The 15680-nt window shown below is 62.0% G+C and carries 14 protein-coding genes; 13 read left to right on the top strand and 1 reads right to left on the bottom strand.

Annotated elements, in window-relative coordinates; genetic code table 11:
- Positions 1 to 22: 22 nt before the first annotated feature.
- Together KJS28_RS06660 and spo0A are read left to right on the top strand one after the other, a co-directional pair.
- Positions 23 to 1303, top strand: a complete 1281-nt coding sequence (locus KJS28_RS06660; protein ID WP_213540325.1) for an amidohydrolase family protein — start codon at positions 23 to 25, stop codon at positions 1301 to 1303.
- Between the two features lie 273 nt (positions 1304 to 1576).
- Positions 1577 to 2332, top strand: a complete 756-nt coding sequence (spo0A, locus tag KJS28_RS06655) for a sporulation transcription factor Spo0A (protein ID WP_213540324.1) — start codon at positions 1577 to 1579, stop codon at positions 2330 to 2332.
- A gap of 369 nt (positions 2333 to 2701) precedes the next feature.
- On the opposite strand, the gene KJS28_RS06650 is transcribed toward spo0A, so the two are convergent.
- Positions 2702 to 3139 carry an ACT domain-containing protein gene (locus KJS28_RS06650; protein WP_213540323.1) on the bottom strand — a complete coding sequence of 146 codons (438 nt, stop codon included), beginning with the start codon at positions 3137 to 3139 and terminating at the stop codon, positions 2702 to 2704.
- Between the two features lie 110 nt (positions 3140 to 3249).
- On the opposite strand from KJS28_RS06650, the gene ytvI reads away from it, so the two are divergent.
- The 11 genes from ytvI (at position 3250) to KJS28_RS06595 (ending at position 15667) form a co-directional block, all read left to right on the top strand.
- On the top strand, positions 3250 to 4317 hold the full coding sequence (gene ytvI, locus KJS28_RS06645; RefSeq protein ID WP_213540322.1) for a sporulation integral membrane protein YtvI: 1068 nt from the start codon (positions 3250 to 3252) through the stop codon (positions 4315 to 4317).
- Positions 4318 to 4386: 69 nt separating this feature from the next.
- The gene (locus tag KJS28_RS06640) at positions 4387 to 5265 is read left to right on the top strand and encodes a DMT family transporter (protein ID WP_213540321.1); all 879 of its coding nucleotides are present in this window, start codon (positions 4387 to 4389) and stop codon (positions 5263 to 5265) included.
- A 112-nt stretch (positions 5266 to 5377) separates the two neighbouring features.
- Positions 5378 to 6763, top strand: coding sequence for a UDP-N-acetylmuramate--L-alanine ligase (gene murC, locus KJS28_RS06635; RefSeq protein WP_213540320.1), 1386 nt, complete (start codon positions 5378 to 5380; stop codon positions 6761 to 6763).
- 4 nt (positions 6764 to 6767) lie between these two features.
- Positions 6768 to 7304: a prolyl-tRNA synthetase associated domain-containing protein gene (locus tag KJS28_RS06630; RefSeq protein ID WP_213540319.1), complete on the top strand. Its 537-nt coding sequence runs from the start codon at positions 6768 to 6770 to the stop codon at positions 7302 to 7304.
- 193 nt (positions 7305 to 7497) lie between these two features.
- Complete coding sequence (locus KJS28_RS06625; RefSeq protein WP_213540318.1) at positions 7498 to 8919, top strand: glycoside hydrolase family 25 protein; 1422 nt, start codon at positions 7498 to 7500, stop codon at positions 8917 to 8919.
- 220 nt (positions 8920 to 9139) lie between these two features.
- Positions 9140 to 10915, top strand: coding sequence for a DNA primase (gene dnaG / locus KJS28_RS06620; protein WP_213540317.1), 1776 nt, complete (start codon positions 9140 to 9142; stop codon positions 10913 to 10915).
- Positions 10912 to 12264 carry an RNA polymerase sigma factor RpoD gene (gene rpoD, locus KJS28_RS06615; RefSeq protein ID WP_213540316.1) on the top strand — a complete coding sequence of 451 codons (1353 nt, stop codon included), beginning with the start codon at positions 10912 to 10914 and terminating at the stop codon, positions 12262 to 12264. The genes dnaG and rpoD overlap by 4 nt, the downstream gene beginning before the upstream one ends.
- 11 nt (positions 12265 to 12275) lie before the next feature.
- Entirely contained in the window at positions 12276 to 12608 is a 333-nt protein-coding gene (locus KJS28_RS06610) for a cupin domain-containing protein (RefSeq protein ID WP_021859212.1), read from the top strand.
- Between the two features lie 472 nt (positions 12609 to 13080).
- Positions 13081 to 13947, top strand: a complete 867-nt coding sequence (locus tag KJS28_RS06605) for a MetQ/NlpA family ABC transporter substrate-binding protein (RefSeq protein WP_213540315.1) — start codon at positions 13081 to 13083, stop codon at positions 13945 to 13947.
- Positions 13948 to 13968: 21 nt separating this feature from the next.
- A complete protein-coding gene (locus KJS28_RS06600) occupies positions 13969 to 14976 on the top strand; it encodes a methionine ABC transporter ATP-binding protein (protein ID WP_213540314.1) in 1008 nt (335 codons plus the stop codon).
- Positions 14977 to 15007: 31 nt separating this feature from the next.
- On the top strand, positions 15008 to 15667 hold the full coding sequence (locus KJS28_RS06595; protein WP_213542231.1) for a methionine ABC transporter permease: 660 nt from the start codon (positions 15008 to 15010) through the stop codon (positions 15665 to 15667).
- Positions 15668 to 15680: the final 13 nt, after the last annotated feature.

The following is a 15680-nucleotide window of genomic DNA, read 5'->3' as shown; positions in this document are numbered from 1 at the left end:
AGAGAAAAGGACGGGGAGAGCGATGAAATACGCATTTTGTGGCGGCAAGCTACTGGACGGCACACGGGAGATGCAGCCCCGTGAGGGACTGGTGCTGCGGACCGACGGCGACCGTATCACGGACATCGTACCGGAGGGGACGGATCTGACGGGCTATGAGGTGGTGGACCTGAAGGGCGGCTATCTGATGCCGGGACTCATCAATATGCACGTCCATCTGGCGGGCAGCGGCAAGCCCCAGAAGAAGCAGCGGGACAACGAGAAGCTGGTAAAGACCATCCTCTCCACGGGCCTGACCCGGAAGGTGGCCTACGGCATGGTGGCGGGCTTTGCCAAGGACGAACTGTTCTCCGGCGTCACCACCATCCGTACGGTGGGCGGTCTGGCGGACTTCGACACCCGGCTGCGGGACGATATTCGGGCCGGACGGAGGGTGGGACCCCGCATCCTGGCGGCCAACGAGGGCATCTCCGTCCCCGGCGGCCACATGGCCGGGTCTGTGGCGGTGGCGGCCCACACCATCGACGAGGCACTGGCCCAGTTGGAGAAGGGACGGCAGCAGGGCGTGGATCTGGTGAAGCTGATGATCACCGGCGGTGTGCTGGACGCCAAGGAGAAGGGCGTGCCGGGCGAGCTGAAGATGCCGCCGGAGATGGTGAAGGTGGTGTGCGAGAGGGCGCATGAGATGGGCTACACCGTGGCGGCCCATGTGGAGTCGCCGGAGGGCGTACGGGTGGCACTGGAGAACGGCGTGGACTCCATTGAGCACGGCGCCAAGCCCGATGCGGATATCCTGCGGCTGTTCCGGGAGCGGGGGGCGTTTTTGTGTACCACCATCTCCCCGGCCCTGCCCTATGCGCTGTTTGACCGGTCCGTCTCCAACGCCTCGGAGGTGGAGCAGTACAACGGCAACGTGGTGTTCGAGGGCATCATCGAATGCGCCAAGGCGGCGCTGGAGCAGGATATCCCGGTGGTGCTGGGCAACGACGTGGGCTGTCCGTGGATCACCCAGTACGACTTCTGGCGGGAACTGTACTACTTCCACAAGTATGTGGGGGTGTCCAACGCCTTCGCTCTGTACACCGCCACCGGCCGCAGCGCCCATCTGGCGGGTATCGGTCAGGAGACCGGCACGCTGGAGCCGGGAAAGGCGGCGGACCTCATCGTTACGGCGGCGGACCCACTGGCCGACCTACGGGCGCTGCGCCATGTAGAGCTGGTCATGTCCCACGGGCAGCTGCACCGTGCGCCGCAGGTGAAGCACCGGAAGAACGTGGAGGCGGAGCTGGATCGGTTCCTGTAAGGGGAGATATCTGACAGACGTCGAAAATTGAATAAAGCGTGAGTTACAATATCGCCCGGCATTGAAAGCACGCCGGGCGATATTTTTGTTGTATTTTTCATCGGCTTTAACGGGTTTTTGATATGAGATGCGTTTTTAAGAGGATTTTTCGACACAATAATCTTGAAACTATCAGATAAATATGATAAATTATACACAAGCTGCACGACAAATGGGAATGGCTGGAGAACATTTGGGGGCGGCGGAGCAAACTGTGGAAAAGGATTGGATGCGATGGAAAAAAGGACGAGAGTGCTGCTGGCGGATGCGAATGAGGAGTTTCGCATTTTGCTGAGGCAGCTGCTGGAGGAAACCGGCGAATTTGAGGTGGCGGCGTCCACCGGCGACGGGCCGATGGTCATGGAGCTGGTGCGCCGCACAAAACCGGAACTGATCCTGATGGACGTGGTACTGCCGGGGCTGGATGGCTTCGGCATCCTGCGCCAGCTGGCAGAGGAGCCGGGAGAAAGGAAGGTGATCGTCATATCCGCATTTTGCAGCCAGCAGGCCGTGAGCCGGGCGGTGGAACTGGGCGTGTATTTCTTCTTGCCCAAGCCCGTCAACGAGGAGTCTCTGCTGGAGCTGATGCGGCAGGCGGTACATCCGGAACAAGAGGAGCCCTACCACTCCCCGGCTTTAGAGGGGATGGTAACGGCCATCATTCATGAGATCGGCGTACCGGCCCATATCAAGGGCTATCAGTATCTGCGGGAGGCCATTTTGCTGGCGGTGGACGACATGGACGTCATCAACGCCGTCACCAAGGTACTGTACCCGGAGGTGGCACGGCGCTTTTCCACCACTCCCAGCCGGGTGGAGCGGGCCATTCGCCACGCCATTGAGGTAGCATGGGATCGGGGCGACCTGGAAACCCTGCAGAAGTACTTTGGATACACGGTGAATTCCGCCAAGGGCAAGCCAACCAATTCGGAGTTCATCGCCATGATCGCTGACCGACTGCAGCTGCAGCGCAAGAAGAAGCGGGCATGAGGGGCGCATAGGATAAGGAAAACAGAGTGTCCGCCTCCTGCGGTCTGCATGGGGCGGGGCTTGAGAGGGAGAGGCGCTGCCTCTCCCTCTTTTGTGGCGGCGGGGCTGTTGAAATTTCCCGAAAGCTGTGCTATATCGAGCCATCAAGTCGCATTTAGCTGCGAAGGAGTTTTTTCAATGAGCCGCATAGCTGCCGGGTCTGCGGAGGGTGCGGAGCAGGGGTACCGTCCCTACCTCTAGCCGCTCTGCTGATGAAAAGCCGTCGGGCCTACGGTAGAGAGACGAAGCAGCGGCAGTGATCCATCCGCTGCAAAAAACCGTCCCCTGTGCAAAGACAGCACAGGGGACGGTTCTTTGATATGGAAGGGGTCAGGCGGCCAGAATTTCAAACTTCAGCACGCCCTCGGCGGCGGTGATCTCGGTCATCATCTCCTCCAGCGACTCGTGCATCTCGCTGGTCTCGGCGGTGACGGTGACACCGGCGCAGCCGTTGGTGGGAATGGTCTGGTTGATGGTCAGTATATTTGCCCCGGAATTGGCAAAAATAGACAGTATGTTGGACAGTACACCCGGCGTATCCTTCAAGAGAGTATAGAAGGTGATGATGCGCCCGGCCTTCATGTTCTGGAAGGGCTGCACCGCATCCTTATATTTATAGAAGGCGCTGCGGCTGATGCCGGCCTTGCAGGCGGCCTCGCCCACGGTGTCGGCCTCGCCTACCTGAAGCATCCGCCGGGCCTCCGCCACCCGCAGGAATACCTCCGGCAGGGCGTCCGCCGCTACGATGTAAAACTTTTCATTTGCCATGATCTTACACTCCTTTTGCCGGTCCGGGGACGGGCGGGATTTCTCTCCTCTGCATCATACCATGTATTTGGAGAAAATACAACTGTTTTTATAAGAAAGAGGGGACGGTTTTGCGGGATCCGAAGCTGACGTTTCTCATCCGATGCGCCTATGGGGCGGTCTGGCTGGCGCTTATATGGCTGATGGTGCGGTATGTGCTGGTGTGGCTGCTGCCGTTCTTCATTGCACTGGCGCTGGCGGCGCTGCTGGAGCCGGCGGTGGTACTGTGCCGGAGACGGCTGCATCTGCGGCGGGGCTTTACAGCCACGGTGCTGAGTCTGGTGGTGCTGGGAACGGTGGCGGCGGGACTGGTGCTGCTGGCCATGGTGCTGCTGCGGCAGGTCTGTGAGCTGTCGGGTCGGCTGCCGGGGTATCTGGAGGCTCTGCCCCGGTGGACGGAGCTGGTACGGGGCAGGGCGCAGCAGCTGTGCGCTGCCTGCCCGGAGGGACTGCGGAGCTGGCTGGAGGCTCTGCTGGATGGGCTGTCGGCTCAGCTGGCGGAGCTGCTGGAGAGCATGGGCCAGCGGTGCCTGCGGGCGGTGACGGCGGCAGCGGCGGCGCTGCCGCAGGCGGTGCTGTTCTGCGCTACCACGCTGCTGGCGGTGCTGTTCACCGCCGGAAGCTATCCCCGTATCCGGGCGTTCCTCCGGCGGCAGCTGCCGGAGGACAGGCTGCGGCAGGCCAGGGGCGTCAAGGCGGACCTGCTGGCCACCTTGGGAAAGTGGTGCAAGGCCCAGTGCATCCTGCTGGGGGTCACCTTCTGTGAACTGCTGACGGGATTTCTCCTGCTGCGGCAGGGATATGCCCTGTTGCTGGCGGCACTGATCGCCGTCATCGACGCCCTGCCGGTGTTCGGCACGGGGACGGTGCTGGTGCCGTGGGGGGCGCTGTGCCTGCTGACAGGGAACGTCCCCAAGGGGCTGGGGCTGCTGGCCCTGTACGGCGTCATCTCGCTGGTGCGGAGCGTGCTGGAGCCTAAGATCATGGCGGCGCAGGTGGACCTGCCGCCGCTGGCGGCGCTGGCGGCCATGTATGTGGGCTTCTGCGCCTTCGGCGTGGCTGGGATGGTGCTGTGTCCCATGGCGCTGCTGTTTGTCAAGCAGCTCCATGACAGCGGGTGGCTGCGGCTATGGAAATAGTGCTTTTCACTGGGGAAAAGGTGTGATATAATGTCCCGTAAGCGATATGCTGTACGGGAGGGATGAGATATGAGCAGGCAGCGTAAAGCGGATCTGTTGCTGGTACTGGCCACCGGATTCTGGGGAGTGTCCTACTACCTGCTGGACCTGTGCCTGACGGAGCTGCCGCCGCTGACCCTGAACGCCTTTCGTTTTTTGACGGCGTTTTTCGTGCTGGGGGCCATCTTCTTCCGGAAGCTGCGGGGCATCTCCCGGCGGACGCTGCTTGCCAGCATCCCCATCGGGCTGTGCCTGGTGCTGACGTACATCGGCTGCACCTATGGTGTGCTGTATACCTCTCTCTCCAACGCAGGCTTTATCTGCGCTCTGCCGGTGGTGGTGACGCCGCTGCTGGAGTGGCTGTTTCTGCGGAAGCGGCCGGATCGGCGGCTGGCGGTGGCGCTGGTGCTGTGTACCGTGGGCATGGGGCTCATGACCCTCAACGGGGCGCTGCGCCCGGCGCTGGGAGATATCATCTGCCTGCTATGCGCCGTAGCCTACGCCGGGGATCTGGTGCTGACGGACCGGGCGGTCCACGATCCGCAGGTCAACGCCCTGCAGCTGGGCATTTTGCAGCTGGGGGTGGTGGGCTTCGTGATGCTGGGACTGGCCTTCCTGCTGGAGAAGCCCTGCCTGCCACAGACCCCTGCCGTGTGGGGAGCGGCCCTGTTTCTGGGGGTGTTCTGCTCCGGCGTGGGCTTCGTCATCCAGACGGTGCAGCAGCAGTACACCTCCGCCAGCCATGTGGGGCTGATCTTCACGCTGGAGCCGGTGTTCTCTGCCATCGTGGCGTATTTCTTTGCCCATGAGGTTTTGCAGCTGCGGGGCTACATCGGGGCGGCGCTGATGATGGTGAGCCTGCTGGTGATGGAGCTGGACTGGAAGAGCCTGCTGCGCCGGAGGGAGTAAGGGGCTTGCATCCGCCGCAGCGGCGTATTATAATGACGGGGCGCAGCATACAGCTCCGCAAGCGCTTGCCGAAAAGCAGGTTTTCGGCGGGAAATGAAGGAGGAATCTGAATATGATCCATCCCACTGTGGATATCCATACGTATCTCAAGCCCGGTGTCCGGGTCCATCTGGCGGGCATCGGCGGCGTGTCCATGTGTCCGCTGGCGGAGGTGCTGCGGGGCATGGGACTGACGGTGCAGGGCTCGGATATGTCCGAGAGCGATACCGTCCGGCACCTGCGCTCACTGGGCATCGACGTGGCCATCGGCCACTCGGCGGAGAATCTCAAGGACTGCGATCTGGTGATCCGCACCGCCGCCATCCACGACGAGAATCCGGAGATCTCCGGGGCCATCGCACGGGGCATCCCCGTATATGAGCGGGCGCAGGCCTGGGGCGCCATCATGCAGAAATACGCAAATGCCGTGTGCTTCTCCGGTACCCACGGCAAGACCACCACCACCTCCATGGCAACCCATATCTTCATGGAGGCCGGAACTGATCCCACGGTGATGATCGGCGGTACGCTGCCGCTGCTGCACTCCGGCTATCGGGTGGGGCAGGGGGACACCATCATTCTGGAGTCCTGCGAGTACTGCAACTCCTTCCTGAACTTCTTCCCCACGGTGGCGGTGATCCTTAACGTGGAGGAGGACCATCTGGACTTTTTCAAGGATCTGGCGGATATCGAGCACTCCTTCCATGCCTTTGCCGATCTGGTACCCCAGCGGGGCTACATCATCTCCAATGCCGACGACGCCGGCGCACGGGACTCTGTGAAGGGACTGCGGCACCCGGTGTTCACCTTCGCCGTGCAGGATCGGACGGCGGACTGCGTGGCGGACAACGTGTCCTTCTTCGACGGCTGCCCGGTGTTCGATGTGGTGATCCACGGGGAGGTCTATGCCCATGTGGAGCTGAAGATCCCCGGTAAGCACAACATCCTCAACACGCTGGCAGCGGCGTCGGCCGCGTATGTGCTGGGTCTGCCCGGCGAGGCGGTATCCCGTGGGCTGGAGACCTTCCACGGCGCAGGCCGCCGCATGGAGCACAAGGGGACATATCACGGGGCGGAGGTCTACGATGACTACGCCCACCATCCCGGTGAGCTCCATGCTCTGCTGACCACCGCCCGCACCATGGGCTATCAGCGGGTCATCTGTGCCTTCCAGCCCCACACCTACTCTCGCACCAAGGCGCTGTTTTCCCAGTTCGTGGAGGAGCTGAAGCTGCCGGATGTGACGGTGCTGGCGGAAATTTACGCCGCACGGGAGCAGAACGACATCGGCATCTCCTCGCAGGATCTGGCACGGGAGATCCCCGGCGCCATCTACTGCTCCAGTCTGGAGAAGGTGACGGATACGCTGGCCTCTTTGGCCCAGCCCGGCGACCTGATCCTGACGGTGGGGGCCGGAGACATTTTCCGGGCCGGGGAAAAGCTGCTGGAAAGGGCGTGAGAGCATGAACGTATCGCCTGTGTATCACGGCGCCCCGGCGGAGAGCCGGACGCCGGTGGAGGACCGCACCTATGCGGCGCTGACGGCGCTGGGCATCCCCTTTGACCGGGTGGATCACGATCCGGCGGAGGACATGGCGGACTGCGCCGTCATCTCTCAGGCGCTGGGGGCGGACATCTGCAAGAATCTGCTGCTGACGCCCCGGAACCGGTCGGCTTTTTACCTGCTGGCCATGCCGGGGGACAAGCCCTTTGTGACTAAGGACCTGTCCAAGCAGATCGGCTCCTCCCGGTTGAGCTTTGCCACGGCGGAGGATCTGGAGCAGCTGCTGGGTGTGCAGCCGGGCTCGGCGTCGGTGCTGGGACTGCTGAACGACACGGAGCATCGGGTGACGCTGGTGCTGGATCGGGCGGTGGCGGAAAGCCGGTGGTTCGGCTGCCATCCCTGCCGCAATACCAGCTCCCTGCGGCTGCGGACAGAGGATGTGCTGGAGAAATTCCTGCCCCACACCGGCCATGTGCCGCTGGTGGTGGAGCTTTGACAATGAAATTGTGCGCTGGGAGGGAACACCATGTACCCTTCTGGCGCTGATTTTTTCCACAGGCGGTGAACTTCCCCGTTGACATAATGCAATAAATGGGATATGATGATATTATCATGAGAAAAATGGGGCATGGTCGGCATTTTGTCGGTGTCCCGGCGGATATGCGGTGGTCAGATAGGGAGGAGCACCCATGGGAAAGTATGTACGGATATTGTGCGGCATGATGGCGGTGCTGGTGGCCGCCACGGCGCTGGGCCTGTGGCAACTGGCGGAGGCTCCGCAGTATGTGGCTGCGGCGGAGAGCCGGGGACAGGCCAAGCCGGTGAGCTTCGGTACGGACACGGCGCTGGTGCCGGTGCATCTGGAGAGCCAGACTCAGGAGGAGCAGCTGGTGCTGCGGGTCCTGGCAGCGGACACGGAGGAGCCGGTGCGGGGAGCGCTGTTCGTGGTGGAGCTGATAGACGGCGACGGGCAGAAAACGGTCTGTAAGGACTGGGATCTGGACGGCGTCATCACCACGGAGGCCATGCCGGAGGGGGACTATACGGCCCACCTGCGGACGCTGGCGGGCTTTCTGATGCCGGAGGACACCGTGGTGACGGTGGAGCCCATGAAGCGAGAGGTCATCGACGTGTCGGATCAGGTGGTCTCCTCCGACGAGGTGGACTCCCGCACCGAGGACGGACAGTACGGCGACAAGAAGCCGGACGATGCCGGCAGCGGCTCCAGCGAGGAGCTGCCGCCCTCCATCGACACCCCGGACCCGGAGCCGGAACCCACCCCGGAGCCGGAACCCACCCCAGACCCGAAGCCCACCCCCGATCCGGACCCGGAGCCCACACCGGAGCCCACACCGGTGAAGCGGGGCTGGCAGACGGAGGACGGCGTGAAGTACTATTATAGTGCCGCCGGTGAGCGTGTCACCGGCACGCAGGTCATCGACGGCACCGCCTATCGGTTCACCCCCGGCGGGGCGCTGATGGGCCGCATCGGCATCGATGTGTCCGAGTGGCAGGCCAATGTGGACTGGCAGAAGGTGAGGGCCTCCGGTGTGTCCTATGTGATCCTGCGGCTGGGCTTCCGGGGCTACGGCACCGGACGTCTGGTACTGGATAGCTCCTTCCGCAAGAACATCGAGGGCGCCCGTGCGGCAGGCTTGCAGGTGGGTGTTTACTTCTTCAGTCAGGCCGTCAATGAGAAGGAGGCCATTGAAGAGGCCAGTATGTGCGTGCAGTACGTGCAGGGCTATCAGGTGGATATGCCCATCTTTATCGATCTGGAGGATGTTTGGGATCCGGATGACGGCTCCGGCGGACGGGCCAACAACTTGTCCGTGACGCAGCGCACCAGCGTGGCCAGAGCGTTCTGCGATACGGTGCGAGGTGCCGGGTACAAGGCAGGCATCTATGCCAGCTATTACTATCTGCTGGATCGGATGCACATAGGCCAGCTGGAGGGGGATAACTACATCTGGATGGCCAGCTATGCCGATTCCACCGGCTATCCCCGCAGCCACGATATGTGGCAGTACACCGACAACGGTCGAGTGCCGGGCATCACCACATGGGATGGACGGGCCGCCAGCGTGGATATGAATGTGTGGTACGAGTAAGTGATTTTGAACAGAAACGGAGGCGGACGCTGCGGCGTCCGCCTCCGCCGTGCTGCTGCGTAGTGAGATTTTTTCAAAAATTTCCGCAGAAAAAGAGGAAATCACCACCCGAATGGGTATAAGAAATTAGAAGTCGTTTTTCCGACGGTCTGGGCCGGAGAACGCACGACCCTCCGGCGCACCGTGCCGGGGGAAAATTCAGCGGAGAGGAGGGAGCCGGATGCCGTTTCCCCAGAATTTTCTGGACGAGCTGCTGGCCCGCAGCGATATCGTGGATATCGTGGGCAGCTACGTCTCGCTGACGCCCAAGGGCGGCAGCTACTGGGGCTGCTGCCCCTTCCACAACGAAAAGACTCCCTCCTTCCATGTGCTGCCGGACAAGCAGTTTTACCACTGCTTCGGCTGCAAGAAGGGCGGCGGCGTCGTGAACTTCGTCATGGAGATGGAGGGACTGACCTATCCGGATGCCATCCGCTTTCTGGCCAAGCGGGCCAACCTCCCGGTACCGGAGGAGAGCAGCGACGGAACGGAAAAGCTCCGCAGCCGGATGCTGGCGCTGAACCGGGATGCCGCCCGGTACTATTACAGTGTGCTCCAGTCCCCGGAGGGGGCGGCGGTGCAGGCGTATCTGGACAAGCGCCGCATCCGCCGGGGCATTGCCGTGCGGTTCGGTATGGGGGCGGCCCCGGACAGCTGGGATGCCCTGCTGACGGCCATGACCCACAAGGGCTACACCAAGCAGGAGCTGATCTCCGCCGGTCTGGCGGTGAACGGGAAGAACGGACGGCTGTATGACAAGTTCCGCAACCGGCTGATGCTGCCGGTCATTGATGTGCGGGGCGACGTGGTGGGCTTCGGCAGCCGTGTGCTGGACAAGTCCGAGCCCAAGTATATGAACACCCCGGAAACACTTACATACAGCAAGCGCCGTATTCTGTACGGCATGAATCTGGCTAAGAAGTCCAAGCGGTCCAATATCATCCTCTGTGAGGGCAATCTGGACGTGGTGACGCTGCATCAGGCGGGCTTTGACAATGCCGTGGCCTCCATGGGTACGGCGCTGACTCAGGAGCAGCTGCGGCTCCTCAGTCGCTACACCAAGGAGCTGGTGCTGTGCTACGACAACGACAACGCCGGACAGCAGGCCACCCGCCGGGCGCTGGAGCTGCTGAACAACTCCGAGTTTTCCGTGAAGGTCCTGCAGCTGCCCCGGCGGCTGGTGGACGGGGAGTACATCAAGCAGGATGCCGACGACTTCATCAAGTTTCAAGGGCCGGCGGCCTTCGAGCGGCTTTTGACCGGCAGCGAAAATGGCGTGGAGTTCCGACTGGATCAGATCGCCGGGAAGTACGACCTGACGGATGACACCCAGCGCATCGCCTATGCGCAGGAGGTCAGCGAGGAGCTGGCCAAGCTGGAGAACGCCGTGGAGCGGGAGGTATACACCACCCGTGCCGCTCAGGCGGCGGGCCTGACGCCTGAGGCCATGCGTCTGGAGGTGGAGCGTACCCTGCGGCGAAAGCTGGGCAAGGAGCGCAAGGCCCTCCGGCGCCGGGAGCTGAATCCCGCCGTGTCGGTACAGCCCCAGGAGCGAGGTATCCGCTACACGAACGTGCGGAGCGCCATGGCGGAGGAAGGGGTGCTGCGCCTGCTGCTGAAGGACGAGAGCGTCTTTCCGGAGGAGGCGCCCCTGCGGCAGGAGGAGTTTTCCTCGCCGCTGCTGGGCCGGGTGTTTGACCGCCTGTGGCAGCTGCGGCAGGAGGGACGGCCCCTCAGCGTGGCCGGACTCAGCGGAGAGCTGTCCGGCGAGGAAATGAGTCATCTCACCGGCGTATTGCAGAAGCCGGAGGCCACGGCCTCGGCCCAGCGGGCGCTGGCGGATTATATACGCATCATCCGGGAGGAGGCGCAGAAGCGGAACGCACAGGGCGATCCCCTTCTGGCGGCTCAGGAGAAGTATAAAGAAAAAAAGGGTTACGGAGGAAAGCAAGCATGAGTGAGAAGTTGAATCAGCAGCTGGAGCAGCAGGATCTGGAGGCCATGGCCGACCAGCTTTTGGCGGAGGATGCCGCCAAGCGGGAGGAAGAGGACTCCAAATCCCGCAAGAAGCTGGACGATAAGACCATTGCCGCCCTTCCGGCGGCGACCCTCATCACCGCAAACGAGAAATTGAAGGATCTGCTGGCCAAGGGCTGCAAGACCGGGAAGCTGGACCCCGGCGAGCTGTCGGACGTGGTGGATACCATGGATCTGGACGGCGACCAGATGGACCGCATCTACGATTCGCTGGCGGATCTGGGCATCGAGGTGGGCAGCGATGAGTTCCTGACGGACCTGCCCGATGACGGGGAGCCGCCTCTGGAGGAGATCGCCGAGATCGAGGAAGAGGAGCTGGTGGACCCCAACACGCTGGTGGACAGCTTCAACATCGACGACCCCGTGCGGATGTATCTGAAGGAGATCGGTAAGGTGCCGCTGCTGACGGCGGACGAGGAGATTCGTCTGGCTACGGCCATGTCCGCCGGCAACGCCGCCAAGGAGCGTATGGCGGCAGCGGAGAAGGAGGGCGAGATCATCCCGGAGGAGGAGCTGGCCGCCCTGAAAAAGGACGTGAAGCAGGGGGAGAAGGCTAAGCAGAAGCTGGCGGAGGCCAACCTGCGTCTGGTGGTGTCTATCGCCAAGCGGTATGTGGGCCGTGGGATGCTGTTTCTGGATCTGATCCAGGAGGGCAATCTGGGCCTGATCAAGGCCGTGGAGAAGTTCGACTACACCAAGGGCTATAAGTTCTCCACCTACGCCACGTGGTGGATCCGGCAGGCCATCAGCCGGGCCATTGCCGATCAGGCCCGCACCATCCGCATCCCCGTCCACATGGTAGAGACCATCAACAAGGTCATCCGGGTGTCCCGGCAGCTGATGCAGGAGCTGGGCCACGACCCCTCGCCGGAGGAGATCTCCGAGGAGATGGGGATGCCCGTGGACAAGGTGCGGGAAATTCTGAAGATCGCACAGGAGCCGGTGTCGCTGGAGACGCCCATCGGCGAGGAGGAGGATTCCCATCTGGGAGATTTCATCCCCGACGAGGGGGTGTCCGAGCCCAGCGAGGCCGCCAGCTTCACCCTACTGAAGGAGCAGCTGGTGGATGTGCTCAGCACCCTGACGCCCCGTGAGGAGAAGGTGCTGAAGCTACGCTTCGGCATTGAGGACGGACGCACCCGCACGCTGGAGGAGGTGGGCAAGGAGTTCAACGTCACCCGTGAGCGCATCCGTCAGATCGAGGCCAAGGCTCTGCGGAAGCTCCGTCACCCCTCCCGCAGCAAGAAGCTGAAGGATTTCCTGAACTGAGGTGAGCGGGCATGATCGTTTCCTTTGATCGTCTGCCGGAGCAGCTGGTGTCCGGCTTCAAGGGCGGGGACGGTGTGGTGTCCGTCCGGGCCTATGACGATGACATGGGCCGCATTTTGCAGCTGACGGTGCCGGTGGGTGGCAGCATCGGCCCCCACACCCACACCGACAACTGCGAGGTGATGTGCATCGTCTCCGGCACGGGGCTGTGCCATGACGACGGCACGGAGGTGACCCTGACTCCCGGTATGTGGCACTACTGTCCCCAAGGCCACAGCCACAGCGTCCGCAACACCGGCGAAGAGCCGCTGGTGATCCGTGCGGTGCTGCCCAAGGGCAGATAATGGGGATTTAGACGAAATCCGGAGGAAATGCTTCGGGAATTTTGGAACAATCGGGGAAATCCCAGAAAAGACTTGACAAGAGGGGATGGGAGGGGTACAATGCCACCATCCCAAGAGTGCTTGAGGAAAGGACGGACGGCACCATGAAGAAGCTGCGTACCAACATGATGATGCTGGGGATGTGCATGGGCTCCATGTGCATGCGTCGCTGCGCCAATTCGGTCGTCTGCTTTCCGGCATCTGTTCTGTGACCCGTCACCGGGTGAACCAAGCTAACGAACAGCGGAAGGTCGCATGACCTCCCGCTGTTTTTATTTTGCCGAAAAGGAGCTGATCCCTTTGATCCTGCTGACCCAGCGAATGTGTCCTCTGGACACGGTATCTGTTATGAATCACACAGGCGAGAGGGGCCGCCGGACTGTCCCCATACAATAATCAACTATTCAAGAGAGAAGATTAAGGAGAAATCATCATGAAACATTCCGTATTTGCAAAGATCGTCACGCTGGCTCTGACGCTGGTACTGGTTCTGAGTCTGGCCGCCTGCGGCAAAAAGTCCGACAGCGGCGTGAAAATTCTGGTCCCCAACGACACCACCAACGAAGCCCGTGCGCTGCTGCTGCTGCAGGAGAACGGCATCATCACCCTGAAGGACGGCGCCGGCATCACCGCCACCAAGAACGACATTGTGGATAATCCCTACCATGTGGAGATCGTGGAGGCCGAGGCTGCTCAGCTGCCCTCCCTGCTGGCGGATGCCGAGTACGCCGTCATCAACAGCAACTACGCCATCAACGCCGGCCTGAACCCCGTGAAGGACTCCCTGCTCATCGAGGGCTCCGCCTCCGCCTATGCCAACATTCTGGCCGTGAAGGAGGGTACCGAGAACACCGATGCCGTTAAGGCGCTGAAGGCTGCTCTGGAGAGCCAGCAGGTGGTGGACTACATCAACCAGAAGTATGACGGCTCTGTGGTGTCCGTGGTCACCAATCCCACTGATGGCTATGATGCCTCTGTGAATTATGATGCGCTGAACGGCACCACCATCTCCGTCGCCGCCTCCCCCACGCCCCACGCCGAAATTCTGGAGGTCGCCAAGCAGATCTTGGCAGCCAAGGGCGTGACGCTGGACATTCAGGTCTACAACGACTATGTGGTACCCAATACCGTGGTGGATGACGGCACCGTCACCGCCAACTACTTCCAGCACCTGCCCTATCTGGAGGACTTCAACGCTCAGAACAACACCCACATCGTGTCCGTGGGCGGCATCCACGTGGAGCCCATGGGCCTGTACGGCGGCAAGCAGACCACGCTGGACGCCATCAGCGGTAAGTAAGAGAGAGGAGGGGAGACGTCTGTGATCGAATTAAAACACGTCAGTAAGACCTTTGACTCCGATTCTGGAGGGGTAGATGCGTTGAAGGACGTCTCCCTGACCATTGAGGACGGGGACATCTACGGCATCATCGGCATGAGCGGTGCCGGTAAGAGCACGCTGGTGCGGTGTATCAATCTGCTGGAAAAGCCCACGGCGGGCGAGGTGGTGGTGGACGGCCAGCGGCTGGACACCATGACTCCGGCGCAGCTGCGGGCGGCCCGTCGGGAGATCACCATGATCTTCCAGCGGTTCAACCTGCTGATGCAGCGCACCTGCCTGCAAAACGTGTGCTTCCCCATGGAACTGTCCGGGGTGAAGAAGGCGGACGCCGTCCGCCGGGCCAAGGAGCTGCTGGAGCTGGTGGGCCTGCCGGATAAGGCACAGGCCTACCCGGCGCAGCTGTCCGGCGGCCAGCAGCAGCGCATCGCCATTGCCCGTGCGCTGGCTACCCAGCCCAAGGTGCTGCTGTGCGACGAGGCCACCAGTGCTCTGGACCCCAATACCACGCACCAGATTTTGGAGCTGATCCGGGACATCAATCAGAAGTTGGGCATCACTGTGGTGGTCATCACCCACCAGATGAGCGTGGTCAAGACCATCTGTAATCATGTGGCTATTCTGGATGGCGGCGTGGTGGCGGAGAAGGGGCTGGTATCCGAAGTGTTCGCCGCTCCCAAGTCCGCCGCAGGACGGCGGCTGGTGTTCCCCGGCGGCGCCGATGCGCTGGTGTCCGACCCGCAGGCGGTGCGCCGGGTGCGGCTGACCTTCCGGGACAGCGTCACCACCGGCACGCCGCTGGTGGCGAGACTGGCCTCCGAGGAGGGCATCCTCTGCACGGTGATCTCCGCCTCCACCCAGAAGCTGTCGGAGGAGGTCTATGGCAGTATGCTGCTGGGCATCCCCAGCGGCCAGTTCCAGCGGGCCATGGATTATATCGATACCATGAGCAACATTCGGGTAGAGGAGGTAGACGGCCATGTACAGTGATCTGTTTTCGGCAAGCTCCGTGCAGGATCTGATGGCGGTGCTGCCCAGCCTGCCCTACGCCATTTGGGAGACATTCTATGTGACGGTGCTCAGCACCCTGTTGTCGCTGGTGCTGGGGCTGCCGCTGGGCGTTCTGCTGGTGGCGGGGGAGAAGAACGGCGTGCTGCCGCTGCCCCGCTGGCTGCTGCAGGTGCTCAATGTCATCATCAACCTCCTGCGCTCGGTGCCCTTCCTGATCCTGATGATCATGGTGTTCCCCCTGTCCCGGCTCATCATCGGCACGGCGGTAGGTACCACAGCCACCATCGTTCCGCTGGTGGTGGCGGCCTTCCCCTTTGTGGCCCGTCTGGTGGAGAGCAGTCTCCGTGAGGTGGACCCCAACATCATCGAGGCGGCCCAGAGCATGGGTGCTACACCCCTGCAGATCATCTGCAAGGTCATGATCCCGGAGAGTGTGCCGTCCCTGATCCAGAACGTCACCATTGCCCTGACTACCATTCTGGGCTACTCCGCCATGAGCGGTATCATCGGCGGCGGCGGTCTGGGTAAGATCGCCATCGACTACGGCTACTATCGCTACAAGTATCTGGTGATGCTGGTGGCGGTGGTGATCCTGATCCTGCTGGTGCAGCTGTTCCAGAGTCTGGGTACGTGGCTGGCCCGCCGCAGCGATAAGCGGCTGAAAAGGTGAAAAATTGCATAAA

The sequence above is a fragment of the Vescimonas coprocola genome (assembly GCF_018408575.1).
In the GTDB taxonomy this organism is placed as follows: Bacteria; Bacillota; Clostridia; order Oscillospirales; family Oscillospiraceae; genus Vescimonas; species Vescimonas coprocola.
Note: the sequence above shows the minus strand (reverse complement) of the source record. Positions and strands in the feature narration are given on the sequence as shown.

Excerpts from the sequence above, each read along its gene's own strand:
- spo0A (WP_213540324.1), top strand. The coding sequence starts at position 1,577 with ATGGAAAAAAGGACGAGAGTGCTGCTGGCGGATGCGAATGAGGAGTTT.
- rpoD (WP_213540316.1), top strand. The coding sequence starts at position 10,912 with ATGAGTGAGAAGTTGAATCAGCAGCTGGAGCAGCAGGATCTGGAGGCC.
- KJS28_RS06640 (WP_213540321.1), top strand. The coding sequence starts at position 4,387 with ATGAGCAGGCAGCGTAAAGCGGATCTGTTGCTGGTACTGGCCACCGGA.
- KJS28_RS06630 (WP_213540319.1), top strand. The coding sequence starts at position 6,768 with ATGAACGTATCGCCTGTGTATCACGGCGCCCCGGCGGAGAGCCGGACG.
- KJS28_RS06660 (WP_213540325.1), top strand. The coding sequence starts at position 23 with ATGAAATACGCATTTTGTGGCGGCAAGCTACTGGACGGCACACGGGAG.
- KJS28_RS06650 (WP_213540323.1), bottom strand. The coding sequence starts at position 3,139 with ATGGCAAATGAAAAGTTTTACATCGTAGCGGCGGACGCCCTGCCGGAG.
- dnaG (WP_213540317.1), top strand. The coding sequence starts at position 9,140 with ATGCCGTTTCCCCAGAATTTTCTGGACGAGCTGCTGGCCCGCAGCGAT.
- KJS28_RS06605 (WP_213540315.1), top strand. The coding sequence starts at position 13,081 with ATGAAACATTCCGTATTTGCAAAGATCGTCACGCTGGCTCTGACGCTG.
- murC (WP_213540320.1), top strand. The coding sequence starts at position 5,378 with ATGATCCATCCCACTGTGGATATCCATACGTATCTCAAGCCCGGTGTC.
- KJS28_RS06595 (WP_213542231.1), top strand. The coding sequence starts at position 15,008 with ATGGCGGTGCTGCCCAGCCTGCCCTACGCCATTTGGGAGACATTCTAT.
- KJS28_RS06625 (WP_213540318.1), top strand. The coding sequence starts at position 7,498 with ATGGGAAAGTATGTACGGATATTGTGCGGCATGATGGCGGTGCTGGTG.
- KJS28_RS06610 (WP_021859212.1), top strand. The coding sequence starts at position 12,276 with ATGATCGTTTCCTTTGATCGTCTGCCGGAGCAGCTGGTGTCCGGCTTC.